This window comes from Pseudomonas sp. SB113 (genome assembly GCF_040754745.1).
Taxonomy (GTDB): domain Bacteria; phylum Pseudomonadota; class Gammaproteobacteria; order Pseudomonadales; family Pseudomonadaceae; genus Aquipseudomonas; species Aquipseudomonas grimontii.
The window spans coordinates 238,982-254,219 of the sequence record NZ_JBFMHW010000009.1 but is presented as its reverse complement, the minus strand read 5'-3'; the positions used below and the strand labels follow the sequence as shown (position 1 = coordinate 254,219).

Here is a 15,238-nt window from a genome sequence, read left to right as displayed (position 1 = left end):
GGCTATAGCTCAGCTGGGAGAGCGCTTGCATGGCATGCAAGAGGTCAACGGTTCGATCCCGTTTAGCTCCACCAATTTGCAGGTTCAAGGTCTGGCCACACCGTCCTTGAATTGATCAGGTCTCAGCTCTGATCAGATGTACAGAAGGTTTTGTCCCCTTCGTCTAGTGGCCTAGGACACCGCCCTTTCACGGCGGTAACAGGGGTTCGAGTCCCCTAGGGGACGCCAGTTTCAACAAGCAGTTCGAAAGGTCTGCTGCGCCGCGAGGCGAAAAATCCGGGGCTATAGCTCAGCTGGGAGAGCGCTTGCATGGCATGCAAGAGGTCAACGGTTCGATCCCGTTTAGCTCCACCAATTTGCAGGTTCAAGGTCTGGCCACACCGTCCTTGAATTGATCAGGTCTCAGCACTGATCAGCTGTACAGAAGGTTTGTGTCCCCTTCGTCTAGTGGCCTAGGACACCGCCCTTTCACGGCGGTAACAGGGGTTCGAGTCCCCTAGGGGACGCCACGATTACCCGCTCTGCGGGATTTTTAAGGGTCATTCAATTATTGAATGGCCCTTTTGTTTGTCTGGCGTTTGGCCAATTCTCTCCTCTATTCCATTCTTCTGTTCTGACCAGTGGTCATGCCTGTCGCTTGCGAAATATTATTATGGTAATAATATTCAACCCATGAAGGACGGAGGCAACGATGAACGATAAAAAAGCGCAAACCCGCGAACGTATTCTGCAAGCCGCCAGCGCCGCGTTGGTCCAGCGTGGCCCGGTTGAGCCGAGCGTGGGTGAAGTCATGGGCGCGGCGGGGCTGACCGTCGGTGGTTTCTACGCGCACTTTGAAAGCAAGGACGCGTTGATGCTGGAGGCGTTCAGCCAGTTGTTGGCGCGGCGGCGTGCATCTATCGACGATATGGATGCACAGCTTACGGGAGAGGAGCGCAGAGGTCTGGTGGCGGCGTTTTATCTGTCGCGCAAGCACCGCGACTCAACGGCGCAAGCGTGCCCGATCCCGGCCACCGTGGGCGAGATGGCGCGGCTGCCGGATGCCTTTCGCGATGCGCTGAACGAGCATGTGGAACTGATGGCTGCCCAGCTCGCCGCCAGTCCCGAAGACACCGACAAAGCCTTGGCTGATATGGCGTTGATGATCGGTGGGCTGGCATTGGCACGCGCCCTGGGGGCGGGCGAGTTGTCGGACCGAGTGTTACGCGCTGCCAAGTCGGCTGTGCGTTAGAAGAGGGGGCAGGGATGGGCACGTTAACCTGGATTCGTCGCTTCAACGGCACGCTGGGGCACCTGGCACCGCAAACGGTCGCCAACAAGATGCGTCGTGCCTTCATGACGCCGCGCGACCTGCCGCCACGTGACTGGGAACTGCCGCTGCTGGCGCAATCGGAACGCATCACCTTGCGTTTCGGCCTGTCGGCGCTGCGCTGGGGCCAAGGCCCTGCGGTGTTGTTGATGCACGGCTGGGAAGGTCGGCCAACCCAGTTCGCCAGCTTGATCACCGCGTTGATAGACAACGGTTATTCCGTGATTGCCCTGGACGGACCTGCCCATGGCCACTCGCCGGGGCGTGAAGCCCATGTGCTGCTCTTCGCCCGAGCCATGTTGGAGGCGGCTGCCGAATTACCGCCGCTGCACGCTGTGATCGGCCATTCCATGGGCGGCGCCAGTGCGATGCTGGCGGTGCAGTTGGGATTGCGTACCGAAGCGTTGGTGAGCATCGCCGCCCCGTCACGCTTTTTGGATGTGCTGCGCGGTTTTACCACGATGGTCGGTCTGCCGGCGCGCGCACGCTCGGCATTTATCCAGGAGGTGGAGTTGACGTTCGGAATGCCGCTCAAGCACTTGGATGTGGCGCATTACCAGATGAATATCCCCGGGCTGGTCGTGCACGCCGAAGACGATACCTTCGTTCCGGTCAAGGCGTCTCAAGCCATCCACGACGCCTGGTTCGACAGCCGTCTGCTGCGCCTGGAGCAGGGCGGGCACCAGAAAGTGCTGGCCGACCCCCGAGTGATCGAGGGTGTGCTGACGCTGTTGGCCGGTCGTCGTTTACAGGACCGGCAAACCGCCTGATACACTGCCCCGCCGACATTAATCGACTGGGAGCAAGGCATGGGCTGGGATTTGGCAACGCCGTTTATCATCGATCTGCAGGTCGCCCCTGAAGACATCGACGGTCTGGGGCACGCCAATAACGCGGTGTACGTGTCCTGGCTGGAACGCTGCGCCTGGCGCCATTCCCAGCGCCTGGGGCTGGACCTCACCGAGTACCGTCGCCTGGACCGCGCCATGGCGGTGGTGCGCCATGAAATCGATTACCTGGCGGCGGGCTACGAAGGCGATGAGCTGCAGCTGGCCACCTGGATCGTCGACTGGGACCAGCGCCTGAAAATGACCCGTCGCTTTCAACTGGTACGCCCGCGTGACGGTGCTACCTTGCTGCGTGCGCAAACCACCTTTGTCTGCATCGAACTGTCCACCGGCAAGCCCAAACGCATGCCGGCGGAGTTTCTCGACGGTTATGGTCCGGCCCTGACAGGGGGTTAACGGTTGCCGTGGGAAACCCAGTAAACTGCGCCACGATTTTTGTTGAGTGTTTTCCATGCAAATTGCTTTGGCGCCCATGGAGGGGTTGGTCGACAACATCCTGCGGGACGTGCTGACCCGCGTGGGCGGTATCGACTGGTGCGTAACCGAGTTCATCCGTGTCAACGACCGCCTGCTCACCCCGGCGTATTTCCACAAGCTCGCCCCGGAACTGCTGCACGGTGCCCACACTGCGGCCGGCGTGCCGTTGCGCGTGCAACTGCTTGGCTCCGACCCGGTGTGCCTGGCGGAAAACGCCGCCCTGGCCTGCGAGCTGGGCTCCGAGGTGATCGACCTGAACTTTGGCTGCCCGGCCAAGACCGTCAATAAATCCCGTGGCGGTGCGGTGCTGCTCAAGGAGCCGGAGCTGCTCAACCAGATCGTCGAACACGTACGCCGCGCCGTGCCGGCCCATATCCCGGTGACCGCCAAGATGCGCCTGGGCTTCGACAGCCCGGATGGCGCGCTGGTGTGTGCCACGGCTTTGGCCGAAGGCGGCGCGGCGCATATCGTGGTGCATGCGCGGACCAAGACGGACGGTTACAAGCCGCCAGCCCATTGGGAGTGGATCCCGCGCGTGCAGGAGGTGGTCAAGGTGCCGGTGTTCGCCAACGGGGATATCTGGAGCGTCGAAGACTGGCGGCGTTGCCGCGAAATCAGTGGCGTCGAGGACATCATGTTGGGCCGTGGCCTGGTATCGCGCCCTGATCTCGCCCGGCAAATTGCTGCCGCCCGCGCGGGCGAAGAGGTGGTGGAGATGAGCTGGGCACAGATGCAGCCGATGCTTCAGGCGTTCTGGACGCAATCGGTGGCGCAGTTGACTGAGCGCCAGGCGCCGGGTCGTTTGAAGCAGTGGCTGGCAATGCTGACCCGCAATTATCCGGAGGCGGTGGAGTTGTTTACCGCCATGCGTCGTGAGACTGACCTGCAGCAAGTCAGCCGACTGCTCGGCATGGTTCATCCCGAAGCGGCTTTGCCTTCTGTAGGAGCGAGCTTGCTCGCGAAGGACGTCAACGACAACGCAGGCATCCTGATTTAACGCGGTGTCTTTGGATTTTTCGCGAGCAAGGGTACCTAGGCGCATGAGGCGCCCTTTTTTGTGGTTTGTATTTCGTTGTTACATGGGGCGCCGGAACCTCCGAGAAGCTATCGGTCACTGAGGGTAAGTAAAAATTTCATTAACTGACTTGGTTAAGGGGAGTTTTACTTTTTATAAGTTGGCCAACTTCATAGGAGCAACACTCATGTTTGGTAGCATTATTAGCCTGTTTTCCTCGCGCTCAACACCGTCGCCTCAGGCATACGACCGAAATTTGGACTTGATGCACTCGGCAGCGCCAAGGCGGGCTGACGGTAGATTTCATTTCGATCACTGCCACCCACAACGGTCCTGCCGCCCCCAACCGCTCTGCAATGCGGTTCTGCCACAGCCTGCAAAAAAGGGTGGCTTCCTAAGTAAGCTTTTTGGCGGTATTGGCAATGCTCTTAGCAACATCTTCAAACCGATTACGAGTGCCATTAGCGGTATTGCCAGCTTTTTCAGCAATCTCAACCCGTTTAAGGGATTGTTCTGAGTGCTGATGTGCTTGCACGGTGAAGCCATCGTGTCGCTCTATATTTTTTAGTTGTTGAATAAGCGGCCACCCGCCCATGATTGGGTGGCCGCCAATTACCCCAGCAGTTGTTTAAACTGATCCTGCGGCAGCGGCCTGCTGTGCAAATACCCCTGATACAAATGGCAGCCCAATCCCTGCAAAAACGCCAACTGTTCCGCTGTTTCCACCCCTTCGGCAATGACCTCTAGATTCAAGCTACGCGCCATGGCCACAATCGCCCGGATGATCTCCGCATCGTTCGGATCATGAGTCGCATCACGCACAAACGATTGATCGATTTTCAGCGCATCCACCGGCAGGCGCTTGAGGTAGGTCAGCGATGAGTAGCCGGTGCCGAAGTCATCCATGGCAAAACTGACGCCGAGCTTTTTCAGGCGGCGCATCTTGGCCACGGTGTCGTCGAGGTTCTGAATCACGATACCTTCGGTGATTTCCAACTTCAGCAGGTTGTAGGGCAGCTGATGCCGCTTGAGGCTGCGCTCCACCCGTTCCACAAAGTCGTTCTGACGAAACTGCCGGGGGCTGATGTTGACGCACAGGCTGAAGTTCAGCGGGTCCACCAGGCCTTCAGCAATCAGCTGTGCAAAGGCGGCGCAGGCCTCATCGAGGATCCAGGTACCGACTTCGAGGATCAGGCCGCTGTCCTCCAGAACCTTGATGAATTCGGACGGCGACTGCGCGCCCAACTGCGGATGCTGCCAGCGCACCAGGGCCTCGGCGCCGACGATCTTGTTGCCGCGCGCATCCACCTGGGGTTGGTAATGCACGCTGAACTCGCCGCGTGACAGGGCCAGGCGCAGGTCGGTTTCCATGCGTAGGCGCTCGCTGGCGGCCTTTTGCATGCTGTTGTGGAACATCTGCGTGGTGTTGCGCCCCGAGTCCTTGGCCCGGTACAGCGCGATGTCGGCGCGCTTTAGCAGGTCCGCCGGGGTCGTGCCATGGTCTGGAATCAATGCCACGCCGATGCTCGGCGTGACCTGCAGGCGATGGCCATCGAGGAACATCGGCTCCGACAGCAATTCGCGCAGGGTATCGGCCAGTTCCTGCACCTGGGCGCTGACTTGCGGGCGCGTGCCGTCCAGGCCGCTGAGCAGCACCACGAATTCGTCGCCGCCCAGGCGCGCGACCGTGTCCTCCATGCGCACGCTGGCTTCCAGGCGCGCCGTGACGATTTTCAGCACGGTGTCGCCCACCGGGTGGCCGAGGGAATCGTTGATGTGCTTGAAATGGTCGAGGTCAAGAAACAGCAGGGCGCCGCGCAGGTTATGGCGCTTGAGCAAGGCAATCTGTTGGCTCAGGCGATCCATCAGCAGCGCACGGTTAGGCAGGTTGGTCAGCGGGTCGTGATACGCCAGGTGACGAATCTGCGCCTGGGCGTTTTTCAGCAGGCTCACGTCCCGTGCGGTCAGGAGCAGGCACGGGGTTTCATTGAGGGTGATCGGTTCGACCGACACCTCCACCGCCAATACGTCGCCGCGCTTGTTGCACCAGAGCATTTCCAGGTGATGGATGCGCCCCTTGATCTGCAATTCGGCCAATAAGGCCGCGCGCTGGTTTTCATCGGCCCAGATGCCGATCTGGTACAGCGTCAGGCCGATGGCTTCTTCGGCGCGATAGCCGGTAAGGCGGCAGAAGCCGTCGTTGACCTCCACGTAACGGCCGGTATCGCGCTCGGTGATGGATATGGCGTCAGGGCTGGAATGGAAGGCCTTGGCGAACTTCTCCTCGCTGGCCTTCAGCGCGGCCTCCGAGCGTTGTTGCTGGGTGATGTCGCGCAACGTGGTGACGATGCACGGCTGGTCGCCCACCTTGATCAGTCGGCTGGAAATCATGCAGGTCAGGGTCTGGCCGTTCTTGTGGTGCACCACGATGGCCACATTGCTCAGCGCCTGATCGCGAATCACCTGTTCGATACGCTGCAGGCGCTTGCTTGACTCGTCCCACAGGCCGATCTGCTCGGCGCTCTTGTCGATCACCTCGGCCGCCGTCCAGCCAAAGACCTGGGTAAAGGCGGGGTTGATTTCGATGAACGCGCCGCTGTCCAGGCAGGTGACGCAGATGGGGTCGGGGCTGGCCTGGAACAGGCTGGCGAACTTTTCTTCGGAGGCGGTCAGGCGTTGTTCGCGCTCCACCTGGTCGGTGATGTCCAGCAGGGTGCCGGCCATGCGCAGCGGCGCCCCTTGTTCATCGCGGTAGAGGCGGGCGCGGCTTTCCAGGTAGCGCGAGCTGCCGTCTTCCAGTTGCACACGGTAAGTCAGTTGATAATTGCCGGCCGGGCCTTCGCGCAGGGTGCGATAGGCGTTACGCATGTTCTCGCGTTCTTGCGTGGGCATGCCCTCGAAAAACGCCTCGAAGGATTCATGAAAGGGCTCGGGGGGCAGGCCGTGCAGTTGCGCGGCGCGGGCCGAGCCGTAGAGCAAGCCGGTGGGGATATGCCAGTCCCAGGTGCCCAGTTGCGCCGAGTCCAGGGCCAGGTCCAGGCGCTCCTGGCTGTCCTTGAGGGCATTTTCGGCGTTTTTGCGCTCGGTGGTGTCGAGAAAGGTGCTGAGCAAATAAGCCTCGCCCTCCAGTTCGACCTTTTGTGCACTGAGGGTGCCATCGTGGATCTGGCCGTTGCTGGCGCAGAACTGCACTTCCATGGTGATGGGCTCACCCTTGCGCTGGGTGGCCTGGACCAGTTGCGCGCGTTGTTCGGGGTGTCGCCACAGGCCCAGGTCCAGGGTGGTGCGGCCGATGGCATCGGCCACCGGCCAGCCGAAGAGCATCTCGAAATACTGGTTGGCTTCACTGATCAGGCCGTCGGACTGGCGGGTCAACAACACCATGTTCGGGCACAGGTGAAACAAGGTGGCGAAGCGTTTTTCGGAATGGCTGAGGGCGTGCTCTCGCTCGCGCTGGCGCGTGGTTTCGCGGATCACGCCGATCATGCGGCGCCGGCCGGCCTTGTCCGGTGCCAGGCTGCCATTGATCTCCAGCCAGTGATGAGTGCCGTCCGGCCATTGGATGTGATGGTGCATGGCCTGCTCGAACGGCTCGCCGGCCAGCACCGCATGAAAGGCCCGCACCACCCTGGATCGATCCGACGGCGCCAGCAGGTCGAGGTAATCCAGGTCCTTGGGCAGCGGCTGGCGCGGGTCGAAGCCGAACAGTGCCTGGGTGCCCCGTGACCAGCTGATACGGCCCGTGTCGATTTCCCAGCACCATGCGCCCAGCCGCGCAGCATTAAGGGCTGCCAGCAGTTGTGGCGCGCTCTCCCAGCGTTGTTCCGCCTGTTGAGGGTCCAGGGCGTAAATACGGGGCAGGGGTGGCACAGGGTCGACGGGGTTGCGCATTATCAAAGGGCCTTGGCTCGATGGGCAAACAGCGCGGGTTGACTCAGAACCCGAGGCCGCACGGCGTCATACCGGTATCACTGGCAGATCCACCTGTGCATCCAATAGGCTCATGAAAGCCCGCGCAGCATTCGACAGCGTCCTTTCGGTGTGCACGATATAGCCTAGCTGGCGACTGAGTTGTATGCCCGGCAAAGCGATACTCGCCACCTGATCATCGAGCATGGTGCGCGGCAGGACGCTCCAGGCCAAGCCGATGGAGACCATCATCTTGATGGTTTCCAGGTAGTTGGTACTCATCGCGATGTTCGGCGTAAGGCCCTGGGCCTCGAACAGTCGGCTGACAATATGGTGGGTAAAGGTATTACCGCCAGGGAAAACCGCCGGGTGGCCGGCAATATCGGTCAGGCTGACGTCGCGGTTGCCGGTGAGGCTGTGCTCCGGCGCCACCACGAAATCCAGCGGGTCGTCCCACACCGGGGTGGCGCTTACCAGGTGATGAGGATCGGGCGCCAGGGTGATCACTGCCACTTCGGCGCGGCCGTGGAGGATTTCTTCGTAGGCCACTTCCGAATCGAGAAACTGGATGTCCAGGGCTACGTTCGGGTATTCCCGGGTGAAGGTGCGCAGGATCGGTGGCAGACGATGCAGGCCAATATGGTGGCTGGTGGCCAAAGTGAGGCGACCGCTGACTTCTCCGGTGAGGTTGGTGAGGGCGCGGCGGGTGTCGTCCAGCACGTTGAGAATCTGATAAGCGCGCGGCAGCAAGGCCCGGCCGGCTTCGGTCAAGCCGACTTCACGGCCCAGGCGATCAAACAGGCGCACCTTCAATTGCTGTTCCAGGCCGGCGATACGCTTGCTGATGGCCGGTTGGGTCAGGTGCAGGCGTTCGCCGGCGCCGGAGAAGCTGCCGGTCTCGGCGATGGCAATAAAGGCATTGAGGTTGGCCAGGTCCATGGTGGTATTCCAGTTGGTAATCCAAAGCATAAAAAATATGAATTTGAGTTATTTAATGTAGCGCCATACCATCAGCCTCACAAGCCAAAGGGTTATTGAAAAGCCCGGCGCATAGAAACACCGCTGATGAGGACCGACTGATGGCCGGCAAAACGCTTTACGACAAGCTTTGGGATTCCCATGAAGTGAAACGGCGCGACGATGGCTCGTCGCTGATCTATATCGACCGTCACATCATCCATGAAGTGACCTCGCCACAAGCGTTCGAAGGCCTGCGGCTGGCCGGGCGCAAGCCTTGGCGCGTCGACTCGATCATCGCCACCCCGGACCACAACGTACCGACCACCCCGGAGCGCAAGGGCGGGATTGACGCCATTGTCGACACCGTGTCGCGTTTGCAGGTACAGACCCTCGACGACTATTGCGATGAATATGGCATCACCGAATTCAAGATGAATGACGTGCGTCAAGGCATCGTGCACGTGATCGGCCCGGAGCAGGGCGCGACCTTGCCGGGCATGACCGTGGTCTGCGGCGACTCCCACACCTCCACCCACGGCGCGTTCGGCGCCCTGGCGCACGGCATCGGCACCTCGGAGGTGGAGCACGTGTTCGCCACCCAGTGCCTGGTCGCCAAAAAGATGAAGAACATGCTGGTACGCGTCGAAGGCCAATTGCCGTTTGGCGTGACCGCCAAGGACATCGTGCTCGCCGTGATCGGCAAGATCGGCACCGCCGGCGGTAACGGCCATGCCATCGAGTTCGCCGGCAGCGCCATTCGCGACCTGTCCATCGAAGGCCGCATGACCATCTGCAACATGTCCATCGAAGCCGGTGCCCGCGTCGGCATGGTGGCGGCGGACGAGAAAACCGTTGAATACGTAAAAGGCCGTCCTTTCGCACCGGCGGGCGCCGATTGGGACGCAGCGGTTGAAGCCTGGAAAGACCTGGTGTCCGACGCCGATGCGGTGTTCGACACCGTGGTAGAGCTCGACGCTGCCCAGATCAAGCCGCAAGTCAGCTGGGGCACTTCGCCGGAAATGGTCCTGGCCGTCGACCAGAACGTGCCGGACCCGGCGCAGGAGGCCGACCTGGTCAAGCGCGGTTCCATCGAGCGCGCCTTGAAGTACATGGGCTTGAAAGCCAACCAGGCGATCACCGACATCCAGTTGGATCGCGTGTTTATCGGTTCCTGCACCAACTCGCGGATCGAAGACCTGCGCGCGGCGGCGGTGATCGCCAAGGGCCGCAAAGTCGCCTCGACCATCAAGCAGGCCATCGTGGTGCCAGGTTCGGGCCTGGTTAAAGCCCAGGCTGAAGCCGAAGGCCTGGACAAGATCTTCCTTGAGGCCGGTTTTGAATGGCGTGAACCGGGCTGCTCGATGTGCCTGGCGATGAACCCGGACCGCCTGGAGTCGGGCGAGCATTGCGCGTCGACCTCCAACCGTAACTTCGAGGGGCGTCAGGGCGCCGGTGGCCGTACCCACTTGGTGAGCCCGGCCATGGCCGCCGCCGCTGCCGTCAACGGTCGTTTCATCGACGTTCGCGAATTGATCTGAGGAAAACCCGATGAGAGCTTTTACCCAACACACCGGTTTGGTCGCGCCGTTGGACCGTGCCAACGTCGACACTGACCAGATCATTCCCAAGCAGTTCTTGAAGTCGATCAAGCGCACCGGTTTCGGCCCCAACCTGTTCGACGAGTGGCGCTACCTGGACGTGGGCTACGCCTACCAGGACAACTCCAAGCGCCCGCTGAACAAGGACTTCGTGCTTAACGCCGAGCGCTACCAAGGTGCCAGCGTGTTGCTGGCCCGGGAAAACTTCGGTTGCGGCTCCAGCCGCGAGCATGCGCCGTGGGCCCTGGAAGAATATGGCTTTCGCAGCATCATCGCGCCGAGCTATGCCGACATCTTCTTCAACAACAGCTTCAAGAACGGCCTGTTGCCGATCATCTTGAGCGATGCGGAAGTGGATGAGCTGTTCAAGGCGGTGGAAGCTGATGTGGGTTACCAACTGACCATCGACCTGGCCGCGCAAACCGTGACCCGCCCGGACGGCAAGGTGTACCACTTTGAAGTGGATGCCTTCCGCAAGCACTGCCTGATCAACGGCCTGGACGATATTGGCCTGACCCTGCAGGACGGCGATGCGATTGCCGCGTTTGAAGCCAGGCACCGGGCGAGCCAGCCGTGGTTGTTTCGTGACGTCTAAATTGATGTAGGCAGGACCGCCGCCATCGGGGGCAAGCCCCCTCTCACAGGGGGAACGCATTCCAAATGTGGGAGGGGGCTTGCCCCCGATGAGGCCAGTGTTAACAACACACATCCAGGGGAAACACCATGACCAGCACCGCCCACACCCAAGTCGTGCAAAAACAATTCGGCGAACAGGCGTCTGCCTACCTGAGCAGTGCCGTGCACGCCCAAGGCACCGAATTCGCGCTGCTCCAGGCCGAACTGGCCGGGCAGGGCGGTGCACGACTGCTGGACCTGGGCTGCGGTGCCGGTCATGTGAGTTTCCATGTGGCGCCATTGGTCAAGGAAGTGGTGGCCTACGATCTATCCCAGCAGATGCTCGATGTGGTGGCCGCCGCTGCGCAAGATCGCGGTCTCACCAACATCAGCACCGTAAACGGCGCCGCCGAGCGCCTGCCGTTTGCCGATGGCGAATTCGACTTCGTGTTCAGCCGTTATTCGGCGCACCATTGGAGCGACCTCGGCCTGGCCCTGCGCGAAGTGCGCCGCGTGCTCAAGCCGGGCGGCGTGGCGGCGTTTGTGGATGTCTTGTCACCGGGCAGCCCGCTGTTGGACACTTACCTGCAAACCGTCGAAGTGCTGCGCGACACCAGCCACGTGCGTGACTACTCCGCCGCCGAGTGGATGCGCCAGCTCAGCGAAGCCGGTTTACATGTACGCAACAGCAGCCGCCAGCGCTTGCGCCTGGAATACACCTCGTGGGTCGAACGCATGCGCACACCGCAAGCGTTGCGCGCCGCGATCCTGGAGCTGCAGCAGGCGATGGGCCAGGAAGTGCGCGATTACTACGAGATTCAGGCCGACGGCACCTTCAGCACCGACGTGCTGGTGGTATGGGCCGAACGCTGATTAATTTTCCCGACCTGCCCGTGGGCAGGTCGCTCGATGAAATGAGGAACCCATGAGCAAGCAGATTCTGATTCTCCCTGGCGACGGTATTGGTCCGGAAATCATGGCCGAAGCGGTCAAGGTCCTGGAACTCGCCAACAGCAAGTACAGCCTGGGCTTCGAATTGAGCCACGACGTGATCGGCGGCGCCGCCATCGACAAGCACGGCGTGCCCCTGGCCGACGAAACCCTGGACCGCGCCCGCGCCGCCGATGCCGTGCTGCTGGGCGCCGTGGGTGGTCCGAAGTGGGACAAGATCGAGCGTGATATCCGCCCTGAGCGCGGCCTGCTGAAAATCCGCGCACAGCTGGGCCTGTTCGGCAACCTGCGCCCGGCGATCCTCTACCCGCAACTGGCCGACGCGTCGAGCCTCAAGCCGGAAGTGGTGGCGGGCCTGGACATCCTGATCGTGCGTGAACTGACCGGTGGTATCTACTTTGGCTCGCCACGCGGCGTGCGTGAGTTGGAGAATGGTGAGCGCCAGGCCTACGACACCCTGCCGTACAGCGAGAGTGAAATCCGCCGTATCGCCCGCGTCGGTTTCGACATGGCCCGTGTGCGTGGCAAGAAGGTCTGCTCGGTGGACAAGGCCAACGTCCTGGCGTCCAGCCAGCTGTGGCGCGAAATCGTCGAAGAAGTGGCCAAGGACTACCCGGACGTCGAACTGAGCCACATGTATGTCGACAACGCCGCCATGCAACTGGTACGTGCACCGAAGCAGTTCGACGTGATCGTCACCGACAACCTGTTCGGCGACATCCTGTCCGACCAGGCCTCGATGCTCACCGGTTCCATCGGCATGCTGCCGTCGGCGTCCCTGGACACCAACAACAAGGGCATGTACGAGCCTTGCCACGGCTCGGCGCCGGACATCGCGGGCCAGGGCATTGCCAACCCGCTGGCGACCATCCTGTCGGTCTCGATGATGCTGCGCTACAGCTTCAACCTGAGCGACGCGGCGGATGCGATCGAGAAGGCCGTAAGCCTGGTGCTGGACCAGGGCTTGCGCACCGGCGACATCTGGTCGCAGGGTTGCACCAAGGTCGGTACGCAAGAAATGGGCGACGCAGTAGTCGCCGCGCTGCGGAATCTGTAATCTCTCGGGCCCGCTTGCAGTTATTGCTGCAAGGCGGCCCACTTTTTAACAAGGTGTAGTTGCGATGAAACGTGTAGGTCTGATCGGTTGGCGCGGTATGGTCGGTTCCGTGCTCATGCAGCGGATGCTGGAAGAGCAGGATTTCGATCTTATTGAGCCGGTGTTTTTCACCACTTCGAACGTAGGTGGCCAAGGGCCGTCCGTGGGCAAGGATATTGCCCCGCTCAAGGACGCCTACAGCATTGAAGAGCTGAAAACCCTCGACGTGATCCTGACTTGCCAGGGTGGCGACTACACCAGCGAAGTCTTCCCCAAGCTGCGTGAAGCCGGCTGGCAGGGTTACTGGATCGACGCCGCCTCGAGCCTGCGCATGCAGGACGACGCCGTGATCATCCTCGACCCGGTCAACCGCAAGGTCATCGACCAGCAGCTGGATGCCGGGACCAAGAACTACGTCGGCGGCAACTGCACCGTCAGCCTGATGCTGATGGGCCTGGGCGGCTTGTTCGAAGCCGGCCTGGTCGAGTGGATGAGCGCCATGACCTACCAGGCAGCTTCCGGTGCCGGCGCGCAGAACATGCGTGAGCTGATCAAGCAGATGGGCGCGACTCACGCCGCCGTCGCCGATCAACTGGCCGACCCGGCCAGCGCGATCCTCGACATCGATCGCCGTGTAGCCGAAGCCATGCGCAGCGATGCCTACCCGACCGAGAACTTCGGCGTGCCGTTGGCCGGCAGCCTGATCCCGTGGATCGACAAGGAGCTGCCGAACGGCCAGAGCCGCGAAGAGTGGAAGGCCCAGGCCGAGACCAACAAGATCCTCGGCCGTTTCAAGAGCCCGATCCCGGTGGATGGCATCTGCGTGCGCATCGGCGCCATGCGCTGCCACAGCCAGGCGCTGACCATCAAGCTGAACAAAGACGTGCCGATCGCTGACATTGAAGGGCTGATCAGCCAGCACAACCCCTGGGTCAAGCTGGTGCCGAACAACCGCGATATCAGCATGCAGGAGCTGAGCCCGACCAAGGTCACCGGCACCCTGAACGTACCGGTAGGCCGTCTGCGCAAGCTGAACATGGGGACCCAGTACCTGGGCGCGTTCACCGTCGGCGACCAACTGCTGTGGGGCGCGGCCGAGCCGCTGCGTCGCATGTTGCGGATTTTGCTGGAGCGTTGATCGCTTGAAGCAATAAGAGAAACCCGCGTTCTGGTGACAGGCGCGGGTTTTTTGTTGTTCTTTCGGGCGCTATCGGGGGCAAGCCTCTTCGCACATTCGACCGAATTCCAACGTTGAAATGCTGTTCACTGTGGGAGGGGGCTTGCCCCCGATAGCGCCATCAGCCACACCACAAGCCCCCAGGTTAATTGCCTCACCCCCAGCCACCCGGTAAAGTGCCGCTCCCCCCGCAATGCCCGAGGCAGCTCCCATGACCCAGACCTTTGAAATCGCCGTGATCGGCGCCACCGGCACCGTTGGTGAAACCCTGGTGCAGATTCTCGAAGAGCTGGAATTCCCGGTGGGCACGCTGTACCTGTTGGCGGGCAGTAACTCCGCTGGCGCCTCGGTACCGTTTCGCGGCAAGAACGTGCGGGTCAAGGAGATCGACGAATTCGATTTCAGCAAGGCGCAATTGGCTTTCTTCGCCGCAGGACCGGCGGTTACCCTGAGCTTCGCGCCGCGTGCCACGGCGGCGGGTTGCTCAGTGATCGACTTGTCGGGAGCCTTGCCCGCCGAGCAGGCACCTCAGGTGGTGCCGGAAGCCAATGCCCACGTCCTCAAGGGGTTGAAAAAGCCGTTCCAGCTCGGCAGCCCGAGCCCGTCCGCCACCAACCTGGCCGTGGTACTGGCGCCGTTGCGCGGTTTGCTGGATATCCAGCGTGTCGCCGTCACTGCCAGCCTGGCTGTGTCTGCGCAAGGCCGCGAAGCCGTCAGCGAATTGGCCCGTCAGACCGCAGAGCTTCTGAACGTGCGCCCTCTGGAACCGAAGTTCTTTGATCGGCAAATGGCCTTCAACCTGTTGGCACAAGTCGGCACACCCGATGCCCAAGGTCATACAGCCTTGGAAAAGCGCCTGGTTCACGAACTGCGTGCGGTACTGGAATTACCTTTGCTAAAGATTTCCGCAACTTGCGTTCAAGCCCCGGTGTTTTTTGGCGATAGCCTGACTGTGTCATTGCAATTGGGCGCGGCGGTCGATCTTGCCGCCGTCAACCGCGCATTGGAGGCAGCACCGGGTATCGAACTGGTAGAAGAGGGTGATTACCCCACCGCCGTGGGCGATGCCGTGGGCCAGGACGTGGTTTATGTAGGTCGGGTACGCGCAGGTGTGGACGACCCGGCTGAACTAAATCTGTGGCTGACGTCAGATAACGTACGCAAGGGCGCCGCCCTTAACGCCGTGCAACTGGCGCAGTTGTTGATAAAACGCCTTGTGTAAAAGATACTTGGCGGCAATTTGTAGATTGATTCTAACCAAGCGCTATGCTTGGCCCCAAGCA

12 protein-coding genes and 3 tRNA genes are annotated in these 15,238 nt (G+C 61.3%); 13 read left to right on the top strand and 2 right to left on the bottom strand.

Translation table 11 applies throughout. The annotated features are described in order from the left end of the window. The first annotated feature begins 152 nt into the window (after positions 1-152). The 7 genes from AB1462_RS14890 (at position 153) to AB1462_RS14860 (ending at position 3,631) form a co-directional block, all read left to right on the top strand. Positions 153-228: transfer RNA gene (locus tag AB1462_RS14890), tRNA-Glu, on the top strand. A gap of 50 nt (positions 229-278) precedes the next feature. Beyond that, positions 279-354 (top strand) — tRNA-Ala (locus tag AB1462_RS14885). Between the two features lie 79 nt (positions 355-433). Then, positions 434-509: transfer RNA gene (locus AB1462_RS14880), tRNA-Glu, on the top strand. A gap of 182 nt (positions 510-691) precedes the next feature. Then, the gene (locus tag AB1462_RS14875) at positions 692-1,231 is read left to right on the top strand and encodes a TetR/AcrR family transcriptional regulator (protein ID WP_367247109.1); all 540 of its coding nucleotides are present in this window, start codon (positions 692-694) and stop codon (positions 1,229-1,231) included. A gap of 14 nt (positions 1,232-1,245) precedes the next feature. Beyond that, positions 1,246-2,079: an alpha/beta hydrolase gene (locus tag AB1462_RS14870; RefSeq protein ID WP_259191956.1), complete on the top strand. Its 834-nt coding sequence runs from the start codon at positions 1,246-1,248 to the stop codon at positions 2,077-2,079. Between the two features lie 39 nt (positions 2,080-2,118). Continuing rightward, positions 2,119-2,553, top strand: coding sequence for a thioesterase family protein (locus AB1462_RS14865; RefSeq protein WP_033901813.1), 435 nt, complete (start codon positions 2,119-2,121; stop codon positions 2,551-2,553). 55 nt (positions 2,554-2,608) lie between these two features. Continuing rightward, the gene (locus AB1462_RS14860; RefSeq protein ID WP_259191954.1) at positions 2,609-3,631 is read left to right on the top strand and encodes a tRNA-dihydrouridine synthase; all 1,023 of its coding nucleotides are present in this window, start codon (positions 2,609-2,611) and stop codon (positions 3,629-3,631) included. Between the two features lie 630 nt (positions 3,632-4,261). On the opposite strand, the gene AB1462_RS14855 is transcribed toward AB1462_RS14860, so the two are convergent. Both AB1462_RS14855 and AB1462_RS14850 read right to left on the bottom strand, forming a co-directional pair. After that, complete coding sequence (locus AB1462_RS14855) at positions 4,262-7,540, bottom strand: EAL domain-containing protein (protein WP_367247107.1); 3,279 nt, start codon at positions 7,538-7,540, stop codon at positions 4,262-4,264. A 66-nt stretch (positions 7,541-7,606) separates the two neighbouring features. Further along, on the bottom strand, positions 7,607-8,497 hold the full coding sequence (locus AB1462_RS14850) for a LysR family transcriptional regulator (RefSeq protein ID WP_090406680.1): 891 nt from the start codon (positions 8,495-8,497) through the stop codon (positions 7,607-7,609). Positions 8,498-8,637: 140 nt separating this feature from the next. Here AB1462_RS14850 and leuC point away from each other — a divergent pair, with 140 nt between their 5' ends. The 6 genes from leuC (at position 8,638) to AB1462_RS14820 (ending at position 15,177) form a co-directional block, all read left to right on the top strand. After that, a complete protein-coding gene (leuC, locus tag AB1462_RS14845; protein WP_090406677.1) occupies positions 8,638-10,056 on the top strand; it encodes a 3-isopropylmalate dehydratase large subunit in 1,419 nt (472 codons plus the stop codon). A gap of 10 nt (positions 10,057-10,066) precedes the next feature. Further along, entirely contained in the window at positions 10,067-10,711 is a 645-nt protein-coding gene (gene leuD / locus AB1462_RS14840; protein ID WP_315339135.1) for a 3-isopropylmalate dehydratase small subunit, read from the top strand. A gap of 128 nt (positions 10,712-10,839) precedes the next feature. After that, entirely contained in the window at positions 10,840-11,604 is a 765-nt protein-coding gene (locus tag AB1462_RS14835; RefSeq protein WP_367247106.1) for a class I SAM-dependent methyltransferase, read from the top strand. 52 nt (positions 11,605-11,656) lie between these two features. After that, positions 11,657-12,739 (top strand): 3-isopropylmalate dehydrogenase, encoded by a 1,083-nt coding sequence (gene leuB, locus AB1462_RS14830; protein WP_017530190.1) that lies wholly within the window; start codon positions 11,657-11,659, stop codon positions 12,737-12,739. 64 nt (positions 12,740-12,803) lie between these two features. Further along, a complete protein-coding gene (asd, locus tag AB1462_RS14825) occupies positions 12,804-13,916 on the top strand; it encodes an aspartate-semialdehyde dehydrogenase (RefSeq protein ID WP_027604071.1) in 1,113 nt (370 codons plus the stop codon). Between the two features lie 250 nt (positions 13,917-14,166). Then, entirely contained in the window at positions 14,167-15,177 is a 1,011-nt protein-coding gene (locus tag AB1462_RS14820; RefSeq protein ID WP_367247105.1) for an aspartate-semialdehyde dehydrogenase, read from the top strand. Positions 15,178-15,238 lie beyond the last annotated feature (61 nt).

What these genes read in the sequence shown, in the direction of transcription:
- AB1462_RS14855 (WP_367247107.1), bottom strand. Translation starts at nt 7,540, where the DNA reads ATGCGCAACCCCGTCGACCCTGTGCCACCCCTGCCCCGTATTTACGCC.
- AB1462_RS14850 (WP_090406680.1), bottom strand. Translation starts at nt 8,497, where the DNA reads ATGGACCTGGCCAACCTCAATGCCTTTATTGCCATCGCCGAGACCGGC.
- AB1462_RS14875 (WP_367247109.1), top strand. Translation starts at nt 692, where the DNA reads ATGAACGATAAAAAAGCGCAAACCCGCGAACGTATTCTGCAAGCCGCC.
- asd (WP_027604071.1), top strand. Translation starts at nt 12,804, where the DNA reads ATGAAACGTGTAGGTCTGATCGGTTGGCGCGGTATGGTCGGTTCCGTG.
- AB1462_RS14820 (WP_367247105.1), top strand. Translation starts at nt 14,167, where the DNA reads ATGACCCAGACCTTTGAAATCGCCGTGATCGGCGCCACCGGCACCGTT.
- AB1462_RS14865 (WP_033901813.1), top strand. Translation starts at nt 2,119, where the DNA reads ATGGGCTGGGATTTGGCAACGCCGTTTATCATCGATCTGCAGGTCGCC.
- AB1462_RS14870 (WP_259191956.1), top strand. Translation starts at nt 1,246, where the DNA reads ATGGGCACGTTAACCTGGATTCGTCGCTTCAACGGCACGCTGGGGCAC.
- leuD (WP_315339135.1), top strand. Translation starts at nt 10,067, where the DNA reads ATGAGAGCTTTTACCCAACACACCGGTTTGGTCGCGCCGTTGGACCGT.
- leuC (WP_090406677.1), top strand. Translation starts at nt 8,638, where the DNA reads ATGGCCGGCAAAACGCTTTACGACAAGCTTTGGGATTCCCATGAAGTG.
- AB1462_RS14835 (WP_367247106.1), top strand. Translation starts at nt 10,840, where the DNA reads ATGACCAGCACCGCCCACACCCAAGTCGTGCAAAAACAATTCGGCGAA.
- AB1462_RS14860 (WP_259191954.1), top strand. Translation starts at nt 2,609, where the DNA reads ATGCAAATTGCTTTGGCGCCCATGGAGGGGTTGGTCGACAACATCCTG.
- leuB (WP_017530190.1), top strand. Translation starts at nt 11,657, where the DNA reads ATGAGCAAGCAGATTCTGATTCTCCCTGGCGACGGTATTGGTCCGGAA.